Raw genomic sequence first — 22,416 nt, forward strand, 5'->3', positions numbered from 1 at the left:
GAGACAGACCATGATATTTGGACATATCACGCAGCCTAATCCGTGCCTTTTACCCGCTGCCATCGAAAAGGCACTCGGTTTTCTGCGCACCACCAATTTCAATGCTCTGGAACCGGGCGTTGTTGAAATCGACGGTAAAAATATTTATGCGCAGATTATCGATTTAACCACTCGCGAAGCAGTAGAAAACCGTCCTGAAGTTCATCGTCGCTATTTGGACATTCAGTTCCTGGCGCGGGGCGAAGAGAAAATAGGTGTAGCCATTGATACCGGAAATAATAAAGTCAGCGAATATCTATTAGAACAGCGCGATATTATTTTTTATCACGACAGTGAGCATGAGTCATTTATCGAAATGATACCGGGTAGTTACGCTATTTTCTTCCCGCAGGATGTTCACCGCCCGGCATGTAATAAAAATGCCCCAGCGGCAATACGGAAAATCGTGGTTAAAGTAGCCCTCTCTGCTTTATAAAAAAGTTATTACTGGAGCACAAAATGAAAGCGAATAATGCCGGTTATATTATCGGCGCGTATCCCTGTGCACCTTCTTTTCACCAAAGAAGTGAAGAGGAAGAGAAGGAATTCTGGCGACAATTATCAGAGACCCCTGATATTCGCGGTCTGGAACAACCCTGCCTGGAAAATTTCCATCCTCTTGGCGATCAATGGTTACTCCGTCATACGCCAGAGAGTTGGCAATTTGTCGTTACCGCAGTAATGGAAACCATGCGTCGCCGCAGCGAAAACAACGGTTTTGGTCTCGCCTCCAGCGACGAAGAACAACGCAAGGCGTGCGTGGCGTACTACCGCCACCTGTTCAATAAAATCAACTCATTACCGGCTAATAAAGTGCTCGCACTTGAGATCCAGGCTGCACCATTAGCAACCAATCCCAATGTTATGCAAGCGACAGACGCTTTTGCCCGCTCGTTGAAAGAAATCGCCAACTGGGGCTGGCCGTGCAAACTGGTGCTGGAACACTGCGACGCCATGACCTCCCCCGCTCCGCGTAAAGGTTTTTTGCCGTTAGAAAATGTTCTGGATGTCATTGCTGATTATGACATCAGCGTCTGTATCAACTGGGCACGTTCGGCCATTGAAGGACGCAATACCACATTACCGCTTACCCATGCCCTGATGGCAAAACAGACCGGGAAACTCGGTGCGCTGATGTTCTCAGGAACCACACTCAACGGAGAATATGGTGAATGGCAAGACTTACACGCGCCATTCGCTCCTTTCTGCCCGCAAAGCCTGATGACCACAAAACATGTTAGCGAGTTATTTAATGTGGCAGAACCATCAACATTGCAATTTTCTGGCATCAAGTTATTAGAAATCCATGCTACTGCTGATGTTCATCACCGTATCGAAATATTACGTAACGGCATTCACTCTATGAATGAATGTCGTTAAATCGTTTCACTCATATATCGCATTAAATCTCTAATTAGTCGTTTCCAATAATTATTACGAATACCTACAACATTAATTAATGAAAACATATGACATAACAAGAAGGACTCGTTATGAAACGGATGCTCGAAGGCATTCTTGCGGTCATCATCGCAATACTGTCTTGTATTATTTTTATTAATATAATTCTTCGATATGGATTTCACACAAGCATATTATCGATTGATGAATTATCCCGACTTTTATTTGTCTGGTTAACATTTATTGGCGCTATCGTGGCGTTTATGGACAACAGCCATGTACAGGTTACTTTCTTAGTCGAAAAACTCTCACCCACTAATCAACAACGTGTTTCGCTGCTAACCCATACGCTTATTTTATTGCTTTGCCTGGGCCTGGCCTGGGGGGCAATAGAAAAAACAGCGCAAGACTGGAGTAACTTATCGCCCATTCTCGGCGTACCTGTTGGCTTAATGTATGCCGCCGCAATCCCCACTAGCCTGATTATCGCATTGCTGGAATTGCGCCATTTATACCGGCAGTTAACAAGTGCCCCCAGCCGAAACCAACAAGGAGCCTGACGATGACAATCCTTATATTTATTGTCAGTCTGTTAGGGGCTATCGCCATTGGTATTCCCATCGCCTGGGCATTATTACTGTGTGGCATTTCATTGATGTTCTGGATGGATATCTTTGATGTGCAAATTCTGGCGCAAACACTGGTCAATGGTGCAGACAGCTTCTCCCTGTTAGCCATCCCCTTCTTTGTACTGGCGGGTGAGATCATGAACGCGGGCGGCCTGTCGCAACGTATTGTCGACTTGCCGATGAAACTGGTAGGCCACAGACCGGGAGGTCTGGGTTACGTCGGCGTTCTTGCTGCGATGATCATGGCAAGCCTTTCTGGTTCTGCGGTTGCCGACACCGCTGCCGTCGCGGCACTGTTGGTGCCGATGATGCGTCAGGCCAACTATCCGGTAAACCGCGCCGCCGGGCTTATCGGATCGGGCGGTATTATCGCGGCCATTATTCCGCCATCTATTCCACTCATTATCTTCGGTGTCTCCAGTGGGTTATCCATCAGCAAACTGTTTATGGCTGGCATTGCGCCGGGCATCATGATGGGCATCACGCTGATGATTACCTGGTGGTGGCAGGCAAAACGGCTAAACCTGCCTTGCCAGCCGAAAGCCTCGCTGCGGGAAGTCTGGCAATCTTTAGTTTCCGGTATTTGGGCACTCTTTTTGCCAATAATTATTATTGGCGGTTTCCGTTCGGGATTATTCACACCAACAGAAGCTGGCGCGGTTGCGGCATTCTACGCCTTGTTTGTCTCGGTGGTGGTCTATCGCGAAATGACGTTCGCCACGCTTTACCATGTTTTGGTTAACGCGGCGAAAACCACTTCCGTGGTGATGTTCCTGGTGGCTTCCGCAGCGGTATCCGCATGGCTAATCACCATTGCTGAACTGCCGATGATGGTATCGGAGTTATTACAACCGTTGGTTGACTCGCCTCGCTTATTATTCATCGTAATTATGCTCGCCATTATGGTGATCAGTACAGTCATGGATTTAACTCCTACCGTATTAATTCTTACGCCGGTATTAATGCCATTAGTAAAAGAAGCGGGAATAGATCCTGTCTATTTTGGCATTATGTTTATTATTAACTGCTCAATTTCGCTAATTACGCCCCCGGTTGGTAACGTACTTAACGTCATATGCGGTGTTGCGAAGCTTAAATTTGACGATGCTGTAAAAGGCGTTGCGCCTTACGTCATGGTTTTATTCATGTTGTTAGCATTATTTATTTTTATCCCAGAATTAATTACCGCCCCACTAAAATGGATGAGCTAAAAGGAAAATATTATGAAATTACGTTCTGTAACCTACGCTTTATTAATTGCCGGAGTGGCTACATTCAGTACATCTTCTCTGGCGGCACAATCATTACGTTTCGGTTATGAAACATCACAAACCGATTCGCAACATATTGCGGCAAAAAAATTCAATGAATTATTGCAAGAGAAAACCAAAGGTGAGCTGAAATTAAAACTGTTCCCGGACAGTACCCTCGGCAATGCACAGGCGATGATCAGTGGTGTGCGCGGTGGCACCATTGATATGGAGATGTCCGGCTCGAATAACTTTGCGGGACTCTCACCCGTGATAAACCTGCTGGATGTACCTTTCCTGTTCCGCGATACCGCCCACGCGCATAAAACCCTCGATGGCAAAGTGGGCGACGAGTTGAAAGCCTCCCTCGAAGGCAAAGGACTGAAAGTACTGGCGTACTGGGAAAACGGCTGGCGTGATGTGACTAACTCTCGCGCGCCGGTAAAAACCCCTGCAGACCTGAAAGGACTGAAGATTCGCACCAACAACAGCCCGATGAATATCGCCGCATTTAAAGTGTTCGGTGCCAACCCAATCCCGATGCCATTTGCTGAAGTCTATACCGGCCTGGAAACTCGCACCATCGACGCGCAAGAGCATCCGATCAACGTCGTCTGGTCAGCAAAATTTTACGAAGTACAAAAGCACCTTTCTCTGACACATCACGCTTATTCACCGCTTCTGGTGGTGATCAACAAAGCGAAGTTTGATGGCTTAAGCCCGCAGATGCAGGAAGCTCTGGTCTCCTCCGCGCAAGAAGCGGGTAGCTACCAGCGCAAACTGGTTGCTGAAGATCAGCAAAAAATCATCGACGGTATGAAAGACGCCGGTGTAGAAGTCATCACCGATCTTGACCGCAAAGCCTTTAGCGACGCCCTGGGTACTCAGATCCGCGACATGTTTGTTAAAGATGTTCCGCAGGGTGCTGATCTGCTGAAAGCCGTGGATGAGGTGCAATAAACCATGACGCAATACTGGCTGGGGTTAGATTGTGGCGGTAGCTGGCTAAAAGCCGGACTGTATGACCGCGAAGGCCGGGAGGCGGGCGTGCAGCGCCTGCCGCTGTGCGCATTAAGCCCGCAGCCAGGTTGGGTAGAGCGCGATATGGCAGAACTGTGGCAATGCTGCACTTCCGTCATTCGCGATCTGCTTGCAAATACCGGTGTCAGTGGTGCTCAAATTGTCGGCATCGGCATTTCAGCACAAGGTAAGGGATTGTTTCTACTAGATAAAAACAACAACCCGCTCGGTAACGCCATTTTATCCTCTGACCGCCGGGCGATGGCAATCGTTCGTCGCTGGCAGGAAGAAGACGTACCGGAAAAGCTCTACCCACTGACCCGACAAACGCTGTGGACCGGGCATCCTGTGTCGCTGCTACGTTGGCTGAAAGAGCACGAACCAGAACGCTATGCACAAATTGGCTGCGTGATGATGACACATGACTACCTGCGCTGGTGTTTAACCGGCGTAAAAGGCTGCGAAGAGAGCAATATTTCGGAGTCCAATCTCTACAACATGAGCAGCGGGCAATATGACCCACGCCTCACCGACTGGCTGGGGATCAGTGAAATCAATCACGCCCTGCCGCCTGTTGTCGGTTCAGCCGAAATTTGCGGGGAAATCACCGCTCAGACAGCCGAATTGACCGGTCTGGAAGCGGGTACGCCCGTTGTCGGCGGTCTGTTTGATGTGGTTTCCACCGCGCTCTGCGCCGGGATCGACGACGAATTTACCCTCAACGCAGTGATGGGCACCTGGGCAGTGACCAGCGGTATTACATCAGGTCTGCGTGACGGCGAAGCGCATCCGTATGTCTATGGCCGCTACGTCAACGACGGTGAGTTCATCGTTCACGAAGCCAGCCCGACCTCCTCCGGCAATCTCGAATGGTTTACCGCGCAGTGGGGAGGAATCTCATTTGATGAAATCAACCAGGCCGTTGCCAGCTTGCCAAAAGCCGATGGCACTCTCTTTTTTCTGCCATTCCTGTACGGCAGCAACGCCGGACTCGAGATGACCAGCGGTTTCTACGGTATGCAGGCGATACACACCCGCGCACATCTGTTGCAGGCCATTTATGAAGGTGTGGTGTTCAGTCACATGACGCATCTCAACCGGATGCGTGAACGTTTTACCGATATTCACACCCTGCGCGTGACTGGCGGTCCGGCGCATTCCGATGTCTGGATGCAAATGCTGGCGGATGTCAGCGGCTTGCGTATTGAGCTGCCGCAGGTGGAGGAAACGGGCTGTTTTGGCGCGGCGCTTGCCGCCCGCGTCGGCACTGGGGTTTATCGCGATTTCAGCGAAGCCCAACGAGGATTACAGCACCCGGTACGCACCCTGCTGCCGGATATGACCACGCATCAGCTTTACCAACAAAAATATCAACGCTATCAGCACCTTATTGCCGCACTTCAGGGTTATCACACCCGTATCAAGGAGCACTCATTATGAGCAGACCACTTCTGCAACTGGCCCTCGACCACTCGTCACTTGAAGCCGCACAGCGCGACGTGACGCTGTTAAAAGACAGCGTCGATATCGTCGAAGCGGGCACCATTCTCTGCTTAAACGAAGGGCTTGGCGCGGTGAGAGCCTTGCGTGAACAGTGCCCGAACAAAATCATCGTCGCTGACTGGAAAGTTGCCGACGCCGGTGAAACGCTCGCTCAACAGGCGTTTAGCGCGGGAGCCAACTGGATGACCATTATCTGCGCCGCACCGCTCGCCACGGTAGAAAAAGGCCATGCGATGGCGCAACGCTACGGCGGTGAAATTCAGATTGAACTATTCGGCAACTGGACGCTGGACGACGCCTGCGACTGGTATCGAATTGGCGTGCGACAAGCGATTTATCATCGTGGTCGCGACGCGCAGGCCAGCGGGCAGCAGTGGGGCGAGACCGATCTGGCACGTATGAAGGCACTTTCTGATATCGGCCTCGAACTTTCTATTACCGGCGGAATTACCCCTGCCGACCTGCCGCTATTTAAAGATATCCGCGTGAAGGCGTTTATTGCCGGGCGAGCGCTGACGGGCGCAGCAAATCCGACACAGGTTGCTGCCGATTTCCATGCGCAAATCGATACTATCTGGGGAGGCGCGCGTGCGTAATCATCCGTTAGGTATTTATGAAAAAGCACTGGCAAAAAATCTCTCCTGGCCAGAGCGGTTGGTGCTGACAAAAAGCTGCGGTTTTGATTTTGTCGAAATGTCGGTGGATGAAACTGATGAGCGTCTGGCGCGCCTTGACTGGAGCGCCGCACAAAGGGCTTCGCTGGTCACCGCGATGATCGAAACAGGCGTTGCCATTCCATCAATGTGCCTTTCTGCCCATCGCCGTTTTCCTTTTGGCAGCCGTGACGAGGCGGTACGCCAGCGAGCACGGGAGATCATGAGCAAAGCGATTCGTCTGGCACGCGATCTCGGTATTCGTACCATTCAACTGGCGGGCTACGACGTCTATTACGAAGACCATGACGAAGGCACACAGCAACGGTTTGCTGAAGGGCTGGCGTGGGCGGTTGAACAGGCGGCGGCATCGCAAGTGATGCTGGCGGTGGAGATTATGGACACCGCGTTTATGAACTCCATCAGCAAGTGGAAAAAATGGGATGAAATGCTCGCCTCGCCGTGGTTCACCGTCTACCCGGACGTCGGCAACCTTAGCGCCTGGGGCAATGATGTTCCCGCTGAACTGAAATTGGGGATTGACCGTATCGCGGCTATTCACCTGAAAGACACTCAACCAGTCACAGAGCAAAGCCCTGGTCAGTTTCGTGATGTGCCGTTTGGCGAAGGCTGCGTTGATTTCGTTGGCATCTTTAAAACGCTGCATGAACTGAATTATCGCGGTTCATTCCTGATTGAGATGTGGACAGAAAAAGCCAATGAGCCGGTGCTGGAAATTATTCAGGCGCGGCGCTGGATTGAAGCACGCATGCAGGAGGCCGGATTTATATGTTAGAGCAACTAAAAGCCGAAGTGTTGGCGGCGAACCTGGCGCTTCCCGCTCATCATCTGGTGACGTTCACTTGGGGCAATGTCAGCGCGGTAGACGAAACGCGACAATGGATGGTGATCAAGCCTTCCGGTGTCGAGTACGACGTGATGACCGCCGATGATATGGTGGTGATTGAAATAGCCAGCGGTAAGGTGGTGGAAGGCAGCAAAAAGCCCTCTTCCGACACGCCAACGCATCTGGCACTCTACCGTCGCTATGCAGAAATCAGCGGTATTGTGCATACCCACTCGCGCCACGCCACTATCTGGTCGCAGGCCGGGCTGGATCTCCCCGCCTGGGGCACCACGCACGCCGATTACTTCTATGGTGCCATCCCCTGCACGCGCCTGATGACCGCAGAGGAGATCAACGGCGAGTATGAATACCAGACCGGCGAAGTGATCATTGAAACTTTCGAAGAACGCGGCAGGAGTCCAGCGCAAATTCCGGCGGTGCTGGTGCATTCTCACGGCCCGTTCGCCTGGGGAAAAAATGCCGCCGATGCGGTGCATAATGCCGTAGTACTGGAAGAATGCGCCTATATGGGCCTGTTCTCACGCCAACTCGCGCCGCAGCTTCCTGCCATGCAAAACGAACTGCTGGATAAACATTACCTGCGTAAACACGGGGCCAATGCCTATTACGGACAATAATCTCTCACGCCGGGGCTTCATCGCCCCGGTACTATGAATTGATATGCTCCCGATTACATTGCGCACAAAAATCAGAAACGTTTAACGCAGGCGATTATAGTTACCGACCAGTTCATTATAAGCTTGTAATGATTTCGGATATGAGTCCTCGACCATCCAGCTTGTGTTTGCGTCCTGAAGTTTCTTTTTATCCCAGTCAGAATACGGGACTTTATCTCTGATACGACGAACATATTTTTTAGATGCAATTTGATATCGGTCTGCTGCCCCTGTGAAGAGAGAATTCATACTGTCTTTACTCACTTCTTTGGCTTGCGCCACCAGCGTTTCAAGTTCAGCCACTTTCTTCATTGCCGCTTCTGCATCAAACTTCTCTTGCGATATCAGGTTATTAATTTGTTTCGCTGAAATCATGGCAGCCAGAGAGTAGTAGTGGAATGTTTTCCCTTCTCTTTGTTCAATATTTTTCAGTTCTACAAGCTGACGCTTATCATTAATTTCCTGAATTGCCGCATGATAAGATTCTGCTACAGGTTCAAAGGCTTCAAGATTTTTTAAGAATGTCTGGTGCAGCGTTTTCCCTTTGGCAAACGCATCGTCTTTATAATTTTCCTGGGTGTAATATTTATCCATTTCATTAATAGTATTCCCCAGCGCGACTGCGGTATTAATATAATTCAACGCTACGCCATCAATAGGTTGCAGCTCAGGCGTTAACGCCACAACACTTTTCACGCCTTTTTCGCACTCAGAAAGACTGGATTCACTAATGCCGTAGATGCCATAAACATGACTCTCTTTGCCCGTTGGTCCCTGTTTAAAATCTTTCAGCCAGTCGGCATAACGCGCCAGACTGCGCTGTACCGGGATCTGTAACTTGTTGTAGCACTTGATATAGATATCCATTTTTTCGTCGAAAACCGCTTGTTCATCGACCACCGGTTGCGCAGGTGTTTCAGGTTTAGCTTCTGCTTTTGCAACGGGGGCTTCTGTAGGTTTCGCTTCAGGAGCAGGTGCGGCAGGTTGACTATTGGCGGGCGGGGGAGTTTCTGTTTCGGCTTTTTTATCATCACAGCCAGTGATACCGAGGGCCATTATGGCGGCTATAATAGCGGAAGATAATAAATTCCTTTTCATTTAATTGCCTTATAAATAGATAAATAAGAGAGTGAATATAATAAAGGAAAAAAGAAAGCGTCACTACACGCGTTTTGTTTATAAATAAATAGATACAATTCACAAAATGAATAAGTTCTGCAATTTAATATATAAATCGCAGAACTTAATTTAATTAACAGTTCAGCCGTTGCGGAGGGGGAGTTTCCTGCTCCCCATTATTTAAGCCCCGATTACATCCCATAACGTTCAGAAATAGCAGCATGCTTCTCTTCATTCGCACCGGCTTCTTTGGCAAGACGCCACCAGCACAACGGATGTTCCCAGTCAGCGGTCAATTCACTCAGGGTCTTATCGATATCACCTTTAGAAACTGAACGCGGTGCACTGATGACAAAGTAGAACGCAGACAGCGGCTGTGCATCTTCTCCCTGATGACTGTCCGTTAACGTATAGTCATCATTACTGTTGCTCCAGTAGTACCAATTTCGTTCACGGAGCGCCTCACGGAAGGTATTAAACTGTTCTTCACCAGGCATAACACCTTCGCAGAACCAGGACTCGCCGTACCCGGTCGGGATAATGGTTTGCAGGCACCCATAGAGCGGAGTGAAATTCTTCTGCTCTTCTTCGTCTTCTGGTCGGGTATTCAACATTTCCGCATCGAAAACGACAATTTCATCAACATGTTGTGGGAAATCGGTCCGGTAAGTCGGCTCTATAATCCTTGCCGTTACCGGCCCAATCCGCTGGGCATAGTAATAGCGGTATTCGAAGTTTTCCCGGAAACGGATGTTCAATAACCCCCATTTTTCGTCGATAAAACCTTCGCCTTCCGTAAGTTCTATTTCCAGCTCGGCTGCAATAGCACGCACCAGATCCCATTGTTGTAAGATGCTGGCGGTCGCCATGATATCCCACTGGAGATTGCGAATATCTTCTTCACGGCTAATCAAAAGCTGCTGTAATTGCTGTAAATAATCCAGTTGCCGATCCCAGGCTTCCTGTTTTTGTGCTGCCCAGGAGCACATACGATAAACGCCTGGCCACTCACGCCCTTTTGCGTTTTTCAGCAATTGTTGACCAATTGTCTCCAGTTCACTCCAGTCTTCCTGTTGGTTGATCACTCGCGCGCGGAACCACAGCGCCATATGTAGCAGCCCCGCCTGTTCATACAGCTTCGCCAGGTGCTCAATGGTTTGCTGATCGCCACGGTTAAGCAACAAATCCAGCAGGTCGAAACAGAGACCGTTATCTTCCTCAATATGACTTTCAACGTAACATTGCAAAAGTTCGATCGACTCATTGATCGCATTACAGGCGTTTAATGCATTGACCAGTTTGCCCAGCAATTCCGCATCATCTGGCGTGTTCAGGTAAGCACGACGGAATACCTCTACGTCTTTTTCTGGATCTGGCTGCGTTTCTTCATCGCTATTTTCAGATGCTTCCACTATCGGGCGAGCAAGCAACTCCGCCTCTTTGGCGGCGATTTTTTCGCTGAGTTCGAGAAATTCACGATCGACACCCAATAACGCGCGTAATTTCGGCATGTGCCGCTGGGCCAGTTTCATCGCCATTTTAGCAACCCAGACAGATTCACGTTCCAGCGCGAGGGTGATTTGCAGTTTTGCCAGATCAACCACTTTGCGGTGCGCCCCAGCCTGCGAACGATGCTCCAGCATTTGTTGGATAATGCGCGCCAGTTGCCAGTGGTTTCTCTGCGGATGGCGAGGAAGCAGTACGGTAATAATCTTTACCCACATGCCCCATGAATAGGGAGTCAGATCTGACCAACGCGGCAATTCCTTCCAGACTTCTTCGTCCTGTCCGCATAACGCCATGATGTACAGTTTTTTCAACTGATAACTGATACGGTCACGTCCCCAGTAATCATTTTCTTCTGCCAGTTCATCAATCAATTTGCGTGCTTCATCGTAACGCTGAAGGGCAACCAAAATATCGGCACGGGTCGCCAGCAGCGCTTCTAAATATTCACTCCCCGCTGCGTTTACCGCGTCGATTTGCCTGTCGATATAAACCAACGCCTCTTCTGTTTTGTTGGAGTCCACCAGTGCGCTGGCATATTCGCAGGATAAACACATAAAACAGCTCCAGGTCGGATCAATGCGCGCGATGGTCTCTTCACATACCGCCATGCGTTCATTAGCCCAGCCTGGGGCATCTATATTCTCGTAGCAGGCGGATAAATCCTGCGTAACGCAGATAGATTGCGGGCAATCTTTCGCCTCTTCCCGATGTGCTTTTTCAAACAGCGCCACCACATCAGGCAGCACTTCTTCGCCTTCTTCGTGGTTAGTCAGACGATGGCGCATTTCCCAGTGTCCGATAAATATTTCCAGCCACGGATTTTTTGCCACCTGATTAAGTGCTTTCATTTCCGGTAATAATGAATCGCACTTTTCCATTTGCAGATGCAAAACACCTTCTGAAAAATCATCAATAAGTTGCGGAATATATTCTTGCCCGGCATCGCGCAACTCCTGACTATATTTATTGTACCACTCCCATGTATCCATTTTATTTTCCTTGATTAATTAAAACAGGAATAACCTGAGTAAAATCTTCCAGTGCCTGGTGTAAATCCCACTGCTGATCTTTATTACCGCTGGAACACAAAATCACTTTTAGCGATTTTAATAACCGTAATGCCGCCGCTGGTTGCTGTTGATGTTGTAATGCTGTCACCAGTTGCATGACGCAGGGATTATTAAGGTTGATATACAGACTTGATGTTTTGGTCTTTTGGATTTGCGAGGTAAATTGCCGCGCCAGCATTAACGCCGCGGTGCTGATGCGCTTATCGGCATCATCCTGCTCAAGAATTTGTTTTAATTCCGCTTCCCGGTCTGGCGTGACGACTAACGGTAAAACGGCCGGTTCGAAGCGGGAAATAATTAATTGCTCACCATCGCAGAGCTGCTCTTCCAGATACGCAACCTGCTCTTCGGGCAACTCCGCCAGGCTGAACAACTGCTCATTACCCGTTTGCGTACCGACTTCGATAATCCGGCAGTGATATAACAGCGCCCAACGGCGTAAAAATGGCACCACGGCATAGCGATCGCCACGCGCAACGGGTCGTTGCAGAATGTGGAACAACATCTCTTCAAAACCGCCGTCGCGGCTTAACAGAATATGAATGCTGTTATTGATGCGTAAATCTTTCGCCAGCAACGCTCCTTTTGAGGTTGGCACCTGCAAACGGTCTTTCAGCAAATCAAACAGACGATCATCACACAATGCCGCACCCAGTAACGCCTCGTTATGGCGCATTAATACCCGTCGCCATATTTCTGGCTGGTTTTGTGCGAGATCGGACAAACCAGAGATCAGCGACTCTTTTAACGCCTCCTGCACCGCAACCCAGGTTTCATCTCGCTGAAGATCTTCCCGGCTCGCCGTCGGCGTCAGTTTCGATGATTCAATCACACCGCCAATAAAACCGGCCCAGGGCGGTAACAGCTCACGCGCTTCGTCATCGAGTAACATGCCGCGCAAAAACAACGACAGGTTGCGGTTATCGCTGGTGCCATAAGTTGCACCATCCTGAATCCATAAAATCCCGACGGCATCGCTCATCCCCGCCGGTACTACCGGAATGGTACAAATCGGTTCGAAGGAGGATTCAAACTGGGCGGCAAAGGCGAGATTTTTACGCTGCACCAACGCGCGGTGCATGGTTACGCCTTCGGGGGCAACTTCACGCCACGGCGGCTGGAGTTTATTCACCGGCTCGCTGGCATCGCCCACATAGACCGGCTCGTGCAGCAATATGCAGTAGCGGGAAAGAACGCGGTTCAGCAAATTGTTACTCGCCAGATGGCTGTACTCTTCTTTGAGCGTCAGAATGACCTGCGTACCCGGAGCCGAGTTTTGATGCGGGGTAACGGTGTATTTTTGCCCGTCGGTAGAGTGGTATTTCCAGCTCTGATCCGGCGTTTGCCAGGATGTGGTCAACACCGTGACCTCTTTTGCCAGCACAAAGGCCGACAAAAAGCCGAGGCCGAACATGCCAATGAGTCCCGTATCGTCATCCTGCTGGCGTAACATTCGGGTATAACCCACACCAACCGTTGCCAGAAAGCCATGAATTTCACTTTCCGTCAGGCCTGCGCCGGTATCGCTAATGGTGATGGTGGACTTCGCCACGTCAGCTACCACACGGATTAGATTGTCCTTTGGTGCATCAGGTTGCTCAATCCTGCGACGCACAATTGCATCATGCCCGTTCTGCACCAGTTCGCGCACGGCAACCACAGGTGTGGAGTAAAGATGCTTGCTGAGCACCTCAATTAAGCCGTTTAAATTAACTTCTGTTGAATATGAACTGCCTGGTAACTGTAATGTACTCATTTTTCAATACTCATAATCCATCACCCACTATTGAAAATACATTGAGGTTGACAACAAACACGAAATTGCCTGATGCGCTGCGCTTATCAGGCCTACGGAATTCATTAAATCTGTACGATTTACAGGTCGGATGAGGCGTTTGCGCCGCATCCGACAAAAATACTTTGCATTTCATCAGTAATACTTATTGCTGTTTTTAATGCTGGAATAAAATTGTTTTTCCCTTTACTCATTAGTTACACGTTTTTATTTATTGATACGATGATTAGTTCAAAACGTCCATATAAATAAAATCATTAATTCATCGCGTAACGTGAAAGAAGTATATCTTTAACCGCCGGAGTTAACGAGGATATTTACTACAAATAAATAGTAATTATATTTAAATGCTGAATAATATATTGAGAATTATTTAATAAAAAAATAAAACCGCAACCCGTAATCAGAATTGCGGTATTTTTTAATGATGAATTAAACGCTGAGGATGGGTATAAACCGTTGCCCTGCCTGGCTTACAAAAGCCCACTAATGTCAGGTTACAACGCTCAGCAACTTCCACCGCCAACGTTGTCGCGGCAGACACCGCAAACAAAATCTCTACGCCGCACATCGCTGACTTTTGTACCATTTCATAACTGGCACGACTGGAAACCAGCACCGCACCTTGCAGCCAGCTTTCGCCTTCCCGCGCCCGGCGACCCAGCAGTTTATCCAACGCTACATGGCGACCCACGTCTTCATGTCCGCCCACCAGTTCACCAGAAGGCAGCATCCAGGCGGCGGCGTGCGTACAACCAGTCAATTGCCCCACGGGCTGGAAGTCATTGAGATGACGTAATGCGTCATCCAGTTTGTTGAGATCAAAGGTCTGGGTGAACGGCAGTGGCTGCACCGGTTTACCAATGTCATTAAGTTGCTCTACGCCACAGACACCACAGCCCGTGCGCCCGGCCAGCGCCCGGCGGCGCTCTTTCAGCCCCATAAAGCGGCGGCTGGAAAGCTCGATTTGCACTTCAAGACCGTTACAGGAAGGAACAACGTCCATACCGAAGATATCACGCGGGTTTTCGATAATTCCTTCTGAAAGCGAAAAACCGAGCGCAAAGAGCTCAAGGTCTTTTGGCGAGGCCATCATCACCACATGCGAAATACCGTTGTAGACCAACGCAACGGGAACTTCTTCCGCGACTTCATCAAGCCGGGAATGTTGTAAATCATCACGCCGCCATAACTCAATTTGACGCATCCCTGTGATATTTGTCACATTTTCGATTTCTTTTTGCTGTGTTTTTTTCACTTTCTCTTAACCAGATAAGAACACACACACCAAGATTATGGTATTCTGTTACAAACCCTTCCTGGATGGAGGGAAATTGAGCCAATTCTGGACCTTTGCGGCCTCTTCCGCAAAGAAAAATAACTCCCACTCCCTGCACGCGCAGCAAGCGAATGTAAATGGGACGTGACAATGTCGAAACAAGGAGCAATCCATGCAGGTCAGCAGAAGGCAGTTCTTTAAGATCTGCGCTGGCGGTATGGCAGGCACCACGGCAGCGGCACTGGGTTTTGCACCCAGCGTAGCACTCGCGGAGACAAGGCAGTATAAACTGCTGCGCACCCGCGAAACCCGTAATACCTGCACCTATTGTTCTGTTGGTTGTGGGCTGCTGATGTACAGCCTCGGTGACGGAGCAAAAAACGCCAAAGCATCTATCTTCCATATCGAAGGTGACCCGGATCACCCGGTCAACCGCGGTGCGCTTTGTCCGAAAGGCGCTGGCCTGGTGGATTTCATCCACTCCGAAAGCCGTCTGAAGTTCCCGGAATACCGTGCACCTGGTTCTGATAAATGGCAGCAAATCAGTTGGGAAGAGGCGTTTGATCGCATCGCCAAACTGATGAAAGAAGACCGCGATGCTAACTACATTGCGCAAAACGCCGAAGGCGTGACTGTTAACCGCTGGCTCTCCACCGGGATGCTGTGTGCTTCCGCGTCGAGTAACGAAACCGGCTATTTAACGCAAAAATTCTCGCGCGCGCTGGGTATGCTCGCGGTCGACAACCAGGCGCGTGTCTGACACGGACCAACGGTAGCAAGTCTTGCTCCAACATTTGGTCGCGGTGCGATGACCAACCACTGGGTCGACATCAAGAACGCCAACCTTGTTGTGGTGATGGGCGGTAATGCCGCTGAAGCTCACCCGGTCGGATTCCGCTGGGCGATGGAAGCCAAAATTCACAACGGCGCGAAGCTGATTGTGATCGATCCTCGCTTTACGCGTACGGCAGCGGTGGCTGACTACTATGCCCCTATTCGTTCCGGTACTGACATTGCTTTCCTGTCAGGCGTATTGCTGTACCTGCTGAACAATGAAAAATTCAACCGCGAATACACCGAAGCCTATACCAACGCCAGCCTGATCGTGCGTGAGGATTACGGCTTTGAAGATGGCCTGTTCACCGGCTACGACGCGGAAAAACGCAAGTACGATAAGTCTAGCTGGACTTATGAACTGGACGAAAACGGCTTTGCCAAACGCGATACCACGTTGCAACACCCACGTTGCGTATGGAACCTGCTGAAACAGCACGTTTCCCGTTATACGCCAGATGTGGTTGAAAACATTTGTGGTACGCCAAAAGACGCGTTCCTGAAAGTCTGCGAATACATCGCAGAAACCAGTGCTCACGATAAAACCGCCTCGTTCCTCTACGCGCTCGGCTGGACGCAACACTCCGTTGGTGCACAGAACATCCGCACGATGGCGATGATCCAGTTGCTGCTCGGCAATATGGGGATGGCAGGCGGTGGCGTTAACGCCCTGCGCGGTCACTCCAACATTCAGGGACTGACGGATCTGGGGCTGCTGTCGCAGAGCCTGCCGGGTTACATGACGCTACCGAGCGAGAAGCAAACCGATTTGCAAACCTACCTCGCCGCCAGCACGCCGAAACCGCTGCTGGAAGGTCAGGTCAACTACTGGAGCAACTACCCGAAATTCTTCGTCTCGATGATGAAAGCATTCTTTGGCGATAAAGCAACGGCGGAAAATAGCTGGGGCTTTGACTGGTTGCCGAAGTGGGATAAAGGCTACGACGTCCTGCAATACTTCGAGATGATGAAAGAGGGCAAGGTCAATGGCTATATCTGCCAGGGCTTTAACCCGGTTGCCTCATTCCCGAACAAAAACAAAGTGATCGGTTGTCTGTCGAAACTGAAGTTCCTCGTGACCATCGACCCGCTGAACACTGAAACCTCTAACTTCTGGCAGAACCACGGTGAGCTGAACGAAGTCGATTCTTCGAAGATCCAGACCGAAGTGTTCCGTCTGCCATCGACCTGCTTCGCGGAAGAAAACGGTTCTATCGTTAACTCCGGTCGCTGGTTGCAGTGGCACTGGAAAGGCGCGGACGCCCCGGGGATTGCGCTGACTGATGGCGAAATCCTTTCCGGTATCTTCCTGCGCTTGCGCAAGATGTATGCCGAACAGGGCGGCGCAAATCCGGATCAGGTGCTGAACATGACCTGGAACTACGCCATTCCGCATGAGCCATCTTCAGAAGAAGTGGCAATGGAGAGCAACGGTAAGGCGCTGGCCGATATTACCGACCCGGCAACCGGAGCGGTCATTGTTAAAAAAGGCCAACAACTTAGCTCGTTTGCCCAACTGCGTGATGACGGAACAACCTCCTGTGGCTGCTGGATTTTCGCCGGTAGCTGGACGCCGGAAGGCAACCAGATGGCGCGTCGTGATAACGCCGATCCGTCTGGCCTCGGTAACACGTTGGGCTGGGCATGGGCATGGCCGCTTAACCGCCGCATTCTGTATAACCGCGCCTCCGCAGACCCGCAGGGTAACCCGTGGGATCCGAAGCGTCAGTTGCTGAAATGGGACGGCACCAAGTGGACCGGCTGGGATATTCCAGACTACAGCGCAGCGCCTCCGGGCAGCGGCGTCGGGCCGTTTATCATGCAGCAGGAAGGCATGGGCCGTCTGTTTGCCCTCGATAAGATGGCGGAAGGCCCGTTCCCGGAACACTACGAGCCGTTTGAAACGCCGCTGGGGACTAACCCGCTGCATCCAAACGTTATCTCAAACCCGGCTGCGCGTATCTTTAAAGATGACGCTGAAGCATTAGGTAAAGCCGATAAGTTCCCGTATGTCGGAACCACCTATCGTCTGACCGAGCATTTCCACTACTGGACTAAACACGCGCTGTTGAACGCGATTTTGCAGCCAGAGCAGTTTGTGGAAATCGGTGAGTCGCTGGCGAACAAACTTGGCATTGCCCAGGGCGATACCGTGAAAGTCTCCTCCAACCGCGGCTATATCAAAGCCAAAGCAGTGGTGACCAAACGTATTCGCACGCTGAAAGCGAACGGCAAAGATATCGATACCATCGGTATTCCGATTCACTGGGGCTATGAAGGCGTAGCGAAAAAAGGCTTTATTGCCAATACGTTGACGCCATTCGTCGGTGATGCGAACACGCAGACGCCGGAGTTTAAATCCTTCCTCGTGAATGTGGAAAAGGTGGATACCTAATAGATTTCAGATTGCAGGGAGCTGGCAACGCCATGAAGACCGGGAGCATAGAAACACTATGTGACCGGGATGAATAAGGAAGCCAGCGAACCTGCAAGCTGAAAGATGAAGGGTACGGAGACGAAATATGGCTTACCAATCTCAAGATATCATTCGTCGTTCCGCGACTAACGGTCTGACCCCCGCCCCTCAGGCGCGGGATTTCCAGGAAGAAGTGGCGAAACTCATCGACGTCACCACCTGTATCGGCTGTAAAGCCTGTCAGGTGGCGTGTTCAGAGTGGAACGACATTCGCGATACCGTCGGCAATAACATTGGGGTGTATGACAACCCTAATGATTTAAGCGCCAAATCGTGGACGGTGATGCGCTTCTCGGAAGTGGAGCAAAACGACAAACTGGAATGGCTGATCCGCAAAGACGGCTGTATGCACTGTTCCGATCCAGGCTGCCTGAAAGCGTGCCCGGCGGAAGGGGCAATTATTCAGTATGCCAACGGTATCGTCGACTTCCAGTCCGAGCAGTGCATTGGCTGCGGTTATTGTATCGCGGGCTGTCCATTCGATATTCCTCGCCTCAATCCGGAAGACAACCGCGTCTACAAATGCACGCTGTGCGTAGACCGTGTAGTGGTTGGGCAAGAACCGGCCTGCGTGAAGACCTGCCCGACAGGCGCGATTCACTTCGGTACGAAAGAGTCGATGAAAACGCTGGCGAGCGAGCGCGTGGCTGAGCTGAAAACCCGCGGTTACGACAATGCAGGTCTGTACGATCCGGCTGGCGTCGGTGGTACACACGTGATGTATGTGTTGCACCATGCTGACAAGCCGAATCTGTATCATGGCTTGCCGGAAAATCCGGAAATCAGCCAAACCGTAAAATTCTGGAAAGGCATCTGGAAACCGCTCGCGGCTGTTGGCTTTGCGGCTACCTTTGCGGCCAGTATCTTCCACTACGTGGGTGTCGGTCCGAACCGTGCGGATGAGGAAGAGAATAATCTGCACGAAGAGAAAGACGAGGAGCGCAAATGAAACGACGTGACACCATCGTGCGCTACACCGCACCGGAACGTATCAACCACTGGATCACCGCCTTCTGCTTCATCCTGGCGGCGGTAAGCGGGATGGGATTTTTGTTCCCCTCTTTCAACTGGTTGATGCAAATCATGGGCACGCCGCAACTGGCGCGAATTCTGCACCCGTTTGTTGGCGTGGTTATGTTTGCCTCGTTCATCATCATGTTTTTCCGTTACTGGCATCACAACCTAATCAATCGGGATGATATCTTTTGGGCGAAGAATATTCGTAAGATCGTCGTCAACGAGGAAGTAGGTGACACCGGGCGTTATAACTTCGGTCAGAAATGCGTTTTCTGGGCGGCAATTATTTTCCTGGTCCTGCTGCTGGTGAGCGGTGTGATTATCTGGCGTCCTTATTTTGCGCCTGCTTTCTCAATCCCGGTGATCCGATTCGCGTTAATGCTGCATTCATTTGCCGCAGTGGCGTTAATTGTGGTTATCATGGTGCATATCTACGCCGCCCTTTGGGTGAAAGGCACGATTACCGCCATGGTGGAAGGATGGGTTACCAGCGCATGGGCGAAGAAACACCATCCACGCTGGTATCGTGAAGTCCGCAAGACAACGGAAAAGAAAGCTGAATGAGTATTCGCATAATCCCGCAAGATGAGCTGGGTTCGAGCGAGAAACGTACGGCGGATATGATTCCGCCGTTATTGTTCCCTCGGCTCAAAAATTTATACAACCGCCGCGCCGAGCGTCTGCGCGAGCTGGCAGAAAATAATCCGCTGGGTGATTACCTGCGCTTTGCTGCGCTTATCGCCCACGCCCAGGAAGTGGTGCTGTACGACCATCCGCTGGAGATGGATCTGACCACACGCATTAAAGAAGCAAGCGCACAGGGCAAGCCACCGCTGGATATTCACGTACTGCCGCGTGATAAGCACTGGCAAAAACTGCTGATGGCGCTGATTGCTGAACTGAAACCTGAAATGAGCGGTCCGGCGCTGGCTGTGATTGAGAATCTGGAGAAGGCATCGACCCAGGAACTGGAAGATATGGCCAACGCGCTGTTTACCTCTGATTTCTCGTCAGTCAGCAGTGATAAAGCGCCGTTTATCTGGGCCGCGTTGTCGCTCTATTGGGCACAGATGGCTAATCTGATCCCTGGCAAAGCCCGTGCAGAATATGGCGAACAACGTCAGTACTGCCCGGTTTGTGGTTCGATGCCGGTTTCCAGCATGGTGCAAATCGGCACGACTCAGGGCCTGCGTTATCTGCACTGCAACCTGTGCGAAACCGAATGGCACGTGGTGCGCGTAAAATGCAGCAACTGCGAACAGAGCGGCAAACTGCACTACTGGTCGCTGGATGACGAACAGGCTGCAATTAAAGCCGAAAGCTGTGATGACTGCGGCACTTACCTGAAGATTCTTTATCAGGAAAAAGATCCAAAAGTTGAAGCTGTGGCGGATGACCTCGCCTCTCTGGTACTGGACGCGCGAATGGAGCAAGAAGGCTACGCCCGCAGTTCCATCAACCCGTTCCTGTTCCCGGGTGAAGGGGAGTAATCTCTGACGTTTTCCGGGGGGCACAGGTCGCCCGGATTACAGTTCATAGGGTGTGACAACACCTGCTATTCCCGCAAAATCTCTCGTATTTCGCGTTACCAGTTCGCAGCCATAAATCTGTGCCGTTGCCAGAATAATGGCATCTGGCTTTTTGATTTTATATTCAAGAATGAAAAAGTCTTTTTGTCATTCCTCATGCACCTTACACGGATTCTTCAACACCTGGCGCCTCCCCCTTTTGCCTGCCTCCCTTTGCCTTACGTACCGGAAATTGCTGCCGCTCCAGATATTGCTCCACCGCTTCGCGTAAAATTGCAGATCGTGAAACTTTACGCCAGCCCCTGAGTTTGTTCAGTCTTTTAATTGCCTCTTCTGACAAATGAAGAAAAACCGTATTCATCGCCATCGTTACCACCTAACATATACTGTTAATTAATGTATGAAACTTACACTGGAAAATTAATTAACGAAAGCTGGTTTCCGCATGTGGTTTTGTTTTTTGCGAGACACTTTCCAGAAACAATGCAACAGTTACAGTTATTTTAATTATTATTAAAAAATCGTTTAGCATCGCCCATGATTGTTTATTACTCTTAATTAGGTCGGATCGCATCCACAGAAAAGCGACAACAAATAATAAGGACGAGTTATGGTGCTATGAATATATTATATTCAAGGATATTTGTTTTTTGACTGGGTCTTCATTTACATCATCAGGATAGTGTACCCGAAAAAGTCAGCGTATTTACCGCATCAGGCTTAAGATAAAATTTATCGCCCATCGCAGACCGGTCAGTGCCGCCACCAACCGGTATTTAATTAAAACGGCCGCCCTACTCTTCTTCGTTCCCGCCCTCTTCATACGGGCCAAATGGCTTCGCGGGCAGAACGATATATGTGCCTTCAAACACCGCGCCTGGCGTATCGTCGCCAAAGATTTCGACCTGCATTTGCACCCGCGCTTTACGCCCGCGCGCCAGACGGTCGAGATCGCCGCTTAACGCACCGAGGTCGGCCACCGCATGAGGTTTGCCGCTAATCGGCTTGCTGTAGCGGATATGCGCATCGGCAAGAATAATCGTTCCGCCGAGGTGGCGTTCGCGCAGCATCAGCCAGATAAGCCCCCAACCGGTGAGCGTCGCCAGAGAGAATAAACTCCCGGCAAACAACGTGTGGTGCGGATTCTGATTGCCGGTTTCCGGCATGGTGGTGATAAATTTTTGCCCGGTATATTGCTGAATGCGCACGCCCATTTTTTCGCTTAACGGGATGTGTTCATACCACGCCTGCTGGAGCTGGGCGCACCAGTCGCCGCGATGCAAAATGTCATCCAGAGTAGCGACGGGTTTAATCATCAGAAAATGGCGAATCGGCGTGGTGGTTGGGGTGGTGATCTCCCCCTGATTCACAAACCCCAACTTAGCGAAAAACTCCACCGCGTCTTCACGGGCGCTACAGGTCACGCGCTTAACGCCTTCCTGACGCGCTACCGACTCCAGGGTCATCGCCATCAGCGTGCCCAGGCCTTTGTCCTGCACGTCGGGATGAACGGCCATAAAGCGAATGGAGGCTTCGTTATCGGCATTGATATACAGCCGCCCTACTGCCACCAGATTACCCTGCTCGTCGACGACCATCTGGTGATGCGCCATCGCATCCCAGGCGTCGCGTTCAGAACCTTTCGGTTGATGCAGGGGTTTACGCAACATCTCCCAGCGGAATTGATAGTAGCGCTCTAATTCTTCTTCTGTTTGTGGAACCCGAAGGTGATACATAGCGATACTCTCTCTTGTTTCCCGTGACACACC

18 protein-coding genes and 2 pseudogenes are annotated in these 22,416 nt (G+C 50.6%); 13 read left to right on the plus strand and 7 right to left on the minus strand.

Going from position 1 to position 22,416, the window contains the following annotated elements; translation table 11 throughout:
- Nucleotides 1-10 precede the first annotated feature (10 nt).
- The 9 genes from ESM_RS0105115 (at nt 11) to araD (ending at nt 7,980) form a co-directional block, all read left to right on the plus strand.
- Nucleotides 11-475, plus strand: a complete 465-nt coding sequence (locus ESM_RS0105115; protein ID WP_000576113.1) for a YhcH/YjgK/YiaL family protein — start codon at nt 11-13, stop codon at nt 473-475.
- Nucleotides 476-498: 23 nt separating this feature from the next.
- Nucleotides 499-1,419 carry a DUF4862 family protein gene (locus ESM_RS0105120; protein WP_000646634.1) on the plus strand — a complete coding sequence of 307 codons (921 nt, stop codon included), beginning with the start codon at nt 499-501 and terminating at the stop codon, nt 1,417-1,419.
- A 113-nt stretch (nt 1,420-1,532) separates the two neighbouring features.
- Entirely contained in the window at nt 1,533-2,000 is a 468-nt protein-coding gene (gene yiaM, locus ESM_RS0105125) for a 2,3-diketo-L-gulonate TRAP transporter small permease YiaM (RefSeq protein ID WP_000827290.1), read from the plus strand.
- Nucleotides 2,001-2,002: 2 nt separating this feature from the next.
- Nucleotides 2,003-3,280 (plus strand): 2,3-diketo-L-gulonate TRAP transporter large permease YiaN, encoded by a 1,278-nt coding sequence (yiaN, locus tag ESM_RS0105130; RefSeq protein WP_000153834.1) that lies wholly within the window; start codon nt 2,003-2,005, stop codon nt 3,278-3,280.
- A gap of 12 nt (nt 3,281-3,292) precedes the next feature.
- Nucleotides 3,293-4,279 (plus strand): 2,3-diketo-L-gulonate TRAP transporter substrate-binding protein YiaO, encoded by a 987-nt coding sequence (gene yiaO, locus ESM_RS0105135; RefSeq protein WP_000776924.1) that lies wholly within the window; start codon nt 3,293-3,295, stop codon nt 4,277-4,279.
- 3 nt (nt 4,280-4,282) lie between these two features.
- Nucleotides 4,283-5,779, plus strand: a complete 1,497-nt coding sequence (locus tag ESM_RS0105140) for an FGGY-family carbohydrate kinase (RefSeq protein WP_000196113.1) — start codon at nt 4,283-4,285, stop codon at nt 5,777-5,779.
- A complete protein-coding gene (gene ulaD, locus ESM_RS0105145; RefSeq protein WP_000089490.1) occupies nt 5,776-6,438 on the plus strand; it encodes a 3-keto-L-gulonate-6-phosphate decarboxylase UlaD in 663 nt (220 codons plus the stop codon). Before ESM_RS0105140 ends, ulaD begins: the two co-directional genes overlap by 4 nt.
- Nucleotides 6,431-7,291 carry an L-ribulose-5-phosphate 3-epimerase gene (locus ESM_RS0105150; protein ID WP_010376764.1) on the plus strand — a complete coding sequence of 287 codons (861 nt, stop codon included), beginning with the start codon at nt 6,431-6,433 and terminating at the stop codon, nt 7,289-7,291. Before ulaD ends, ESM_RS0105150 begins: the two co-directional genes overlap by 8 nt.
- Nucleotides 7,285-7,980 carry an L-ribulose-5-phosphate 4-epimerase gene (gene araD / locus ESM_RS0105155; protein ID WP_000893178.1) on the plus strand — a complete coding sequence of 232 codons (696 nt, stop codon included), beginning with the start codon at nt 7,285-7,287 and terminating at the stop codon, nt 7,978-7,980. Before ESM_RS0105150 ends, araD begins: the two co-directional genes overlap by 7 nt.
- 81 nt (nt 7,981-8,061) lie before the next feature.
- On the opposite strand, the gene ESM_RS0105160 is transcribed toward araD, so the two are convergent.
- The 4 genes from ESM_RS0105160 to fdhD all read right to left on the minus strand — a co-directional run bounded on the left by ESM_RS0105160 (nt 8,062) and on the right by fdhD (nt 14,770).
- The gene (locus ESM_RS0105160; RefSeq protein WP_001517337.1) at nt 8,062-9,117 is read right to left on the minus strand and encodes a YiiG family protein; all 1,056 of its coding nucleotides are present in this window, start codon (nt 9,115-9,117) and stop codon (nt 8,062-8,064) included.
- A gap of 212 nt (nt 9,118-9,329) precedes the next feature.
- Nucleotides 9,330-11,636 carry a hypothetical protein gene (locus ESM_RS0105165; RefSeq protein WP_000382011.1) on the minus strand — a complete coding sequence of 769 codons (2,307 nt, stop codon included), beginning with the start codon at nt 11,634-11,636 and terminating at the stop codon, nt 9,330-9,332.
- Between the two features lies 1 nt (nt 11,637).
- The gene (locus tag ESM_RS0105170; protein ID WP_000105773.1) at nt 11,638-13,473 is read right to left on the minus strand and encodes an ATP-binding protein; all 1,836 of its coding nucleotides are present in this window, start codon (nt 13,471-13,473) and stop codon (nt 11,638-11,640) included.
- A 460-nt stretch (nt 13,474-13,933) separates the two neighbouring features.
- Entirely contained in the window at nt 13,934-14,770 is an 837-nt protein-coding gene (gene fdhD / locus ESM_RS0105175; protein WP_000753581.1) for a formate dehydrogenase accessory sulfurtransferase FdhD, read from the minus strand.
- Between the two features lie 193 nt (nt 14,771-14,963).
- Here fdhD and fdnG point away from each other — a divergent pair, with 193 nt between their 5' ends.
- From fdnG to fdhE, 4 genes are all read left to right on the plus strand, one after another.
- Complete coding sequence (gene fdnG / locus ESM_RS0105185) at nt 14,964-18,020, plus strand: formate dehydrogenase-N subunit alpha (protein ID WP_077688246.1); 3,057 nt, start codon at nt 14,964-14,966, stop codon at nt 18,018-18,020.
- Between the two features lie 127 nt (nt 18,021-18,147).
- Complete coding sequence (gene fdoH / locus ESM_RS0105190) at nt 18,148-19,050, plus strand: formate dehydrogenase O subunit beta (protein WP_000331381.1); 903 nt, start codon at nt 18,148-18,150, stop codon at nt 19,048-19,050.
- Complete coding sequence (gene fdoI, locus ESM_RS0105195; RefSeq protein ID WP_000829020.1) at nt 19,047-19,682, plus strand: formate dehydrogenase cytochrome b556 subunit; 636 nt, start codon at nt 19,047-19,049, stop codon at nt 19,680-19,682. The genes fdoH and fdoI overlap by 4 nt, the downstream gene beginning before the upstream one ends.
- Nucleotides 19,679-20,608 carry a formate dehydrogenase accessory protein FdhE gene (gene fdhE, locus ESM_RS0105200; RefSeq protein WP_000027717.1) on the plus strand — a complete coding sequence of 310 codons (930 nt, stop codon included), beginning with the start codon at nt 19,679-19,681 and terminating at the stop codon, nt 20,606-20,608. The genes fdoI and fdhE overlap by 4 nt, the downstream gene beginning before the upstream one ends.
- A gap of 36 nt (nt 20,609-20,644) precedes the next feature.
- On the opposite strand, the pseudogene ESM_RS1000000126325 reads toward fdhE, so the two are convergent.
- The 3 genes and pseudogenes from ESM_RS1000000126325 to fabY all read right to left on the minus strand — a co-directional run.
- Nucleotides 20,645-20,773, minus strand: a pseudogene (locus tag ESM_RS1000000126325) (PIN domain-containing protein); the annotation flags it as partial.
- 21 nt (nt 20,774-20,794) lie between these two features.
- A pseudogene (locus ESM_RS0105205) lies at nt 20,795-21,014 on the minus strand (CopG family transcriptional regulator).
- Nucleotides 21,015-21,441: 427 nt separating this feature from the next.
- A complete protein-coding gene (gene fabY, locus ESM_RS0105210; RefSeq protein WP_001517342.1) occupies nt 21,442-22,383 on the minus strand; it encodes a fatty acid biosynthesis protein FabY in 942 nt (313 codons plus the stop codon).
- Nucleotides 22,384-22,416: the final 33 nt, after the last annotated feature.

Origin of the sequence: Escherichia sp. TW09308 (genome assembly GCF_000208565.1) — a bacterium.
Taxonomy (GTDB): Bacteria; Pseudomonadota; Gammaproteobacteria; order Enterobacterales; family Enterobacteriaceae; genus Escherichia; species Escherichia marmotae.

What these genes read in the sequence shown, in the direction of transcription:
- fdhE (WP_000027717.1), top strand. Translation starts at nt 19,679, where the DNA reads ATGAGTATTCGCATAATCCCGCAAGATGAGCTGGGTTCGAGCGAGAAA.
- fdoH (WP_000331381.1), top strand. Translation starts at nt 18,148, where the DNA reads ATGGCTTACCAATCTCAAGATATCATTCGTCGTTCCGCGACTAACGGT.
- ESM_RS0105115 (WP_000576113.1), top strand. Translation starts at nt 11, where the DNA reads ATGATATTTGGACATATCACGCAGCCTAATCCGTGCCTTTTACCCGCT.
- ESM_RS0105140 (WP_000196113.1), top strand. Translation starts at nt 4,283, where the DNA reads ATGACGCAATACTGGCTGGGGTTAGATTGTGGCGGTAGCTGGCTAAAA.
- fabY (WP_001517342.1), bottom strand. Translation starts at nt 22,383, where the DNA reads ATGTATCACCTTCGGGTTCCACAAACAGAAGAAGAATTAGAGCGCTAC.
- yiaO (WP_000776924.1), top strand. Translation starts at nt 3,293, where the DNA reads ATGAAATTACGTTCTGTAACCTACGCTTTATTAATTGCCGGAGTGGCT.
- ESM_RS0105170 (WP_000105773.1), bottom strand. Translation starts at nt 13,473, where the DNA reads ATGAGTACATTACAGTTACCAGGCAGTTCATATTCAACAGAAGTTAAT.
- ESM_RS0105120 (WP_000646634.1), top strand. Translation starts at nt 499, where the DNA reads ATGAAAGCGAATAATGCCGGTTATATTATCGGCGCGTATCCCTGTGCA.
- ESM_RS0105165 (WP_000382011.1), bottom strand. Translation starts at nt 11,636, where the DNA reads ATGGATACATGGGAGTGGTACAATAAATATAGTCAGGAGTTGCGCGAT.
- yiaM (WP_000827290.1), top strand. Translation starts at nt 1,533, where the DNA reads ATGAAACGGATGCTCGAAGGCATTCTTGCGGTCATCATCGCAATACTG.
- yiaN (WP_000153834.1), top strand. Translation starts at nt 2,003, where the DNA reads ATGACAATCCTTATATTTATTGTCAGTCTGTTAGGGGCTATCGCCATT.
- ulaD (WP_000089490.1), top strand. Translation starts at nt 5,776, where the DNA reads ATGAGCAGACCACTTCTGCAACTGGCCCTCGACCACTCGTCACTTGAA.
- ESM_RS0105160 (WP_001517337.1), bottom strand. Translation starts at nt 9,117, where the DNA reads ATGAAAAGGAATTTATTATCTTCCGCTATTATAGCCGCCATAATGGCC.
- fdoI (WP_000829020.1), top strand. Translation starts at nt 19,047, where the DNA reads ATGAAACGACGTGACACCATCGTGCGCTACACCGCACCGGAACGTATC.
- araD (WP_000893178.1), top strand. Translation starts at nt 7,285, where the DNA reads ATGTTAGAGCAACTAAAAGCCGAAGTGTTGGCGGCGAACCTGGCGCTT.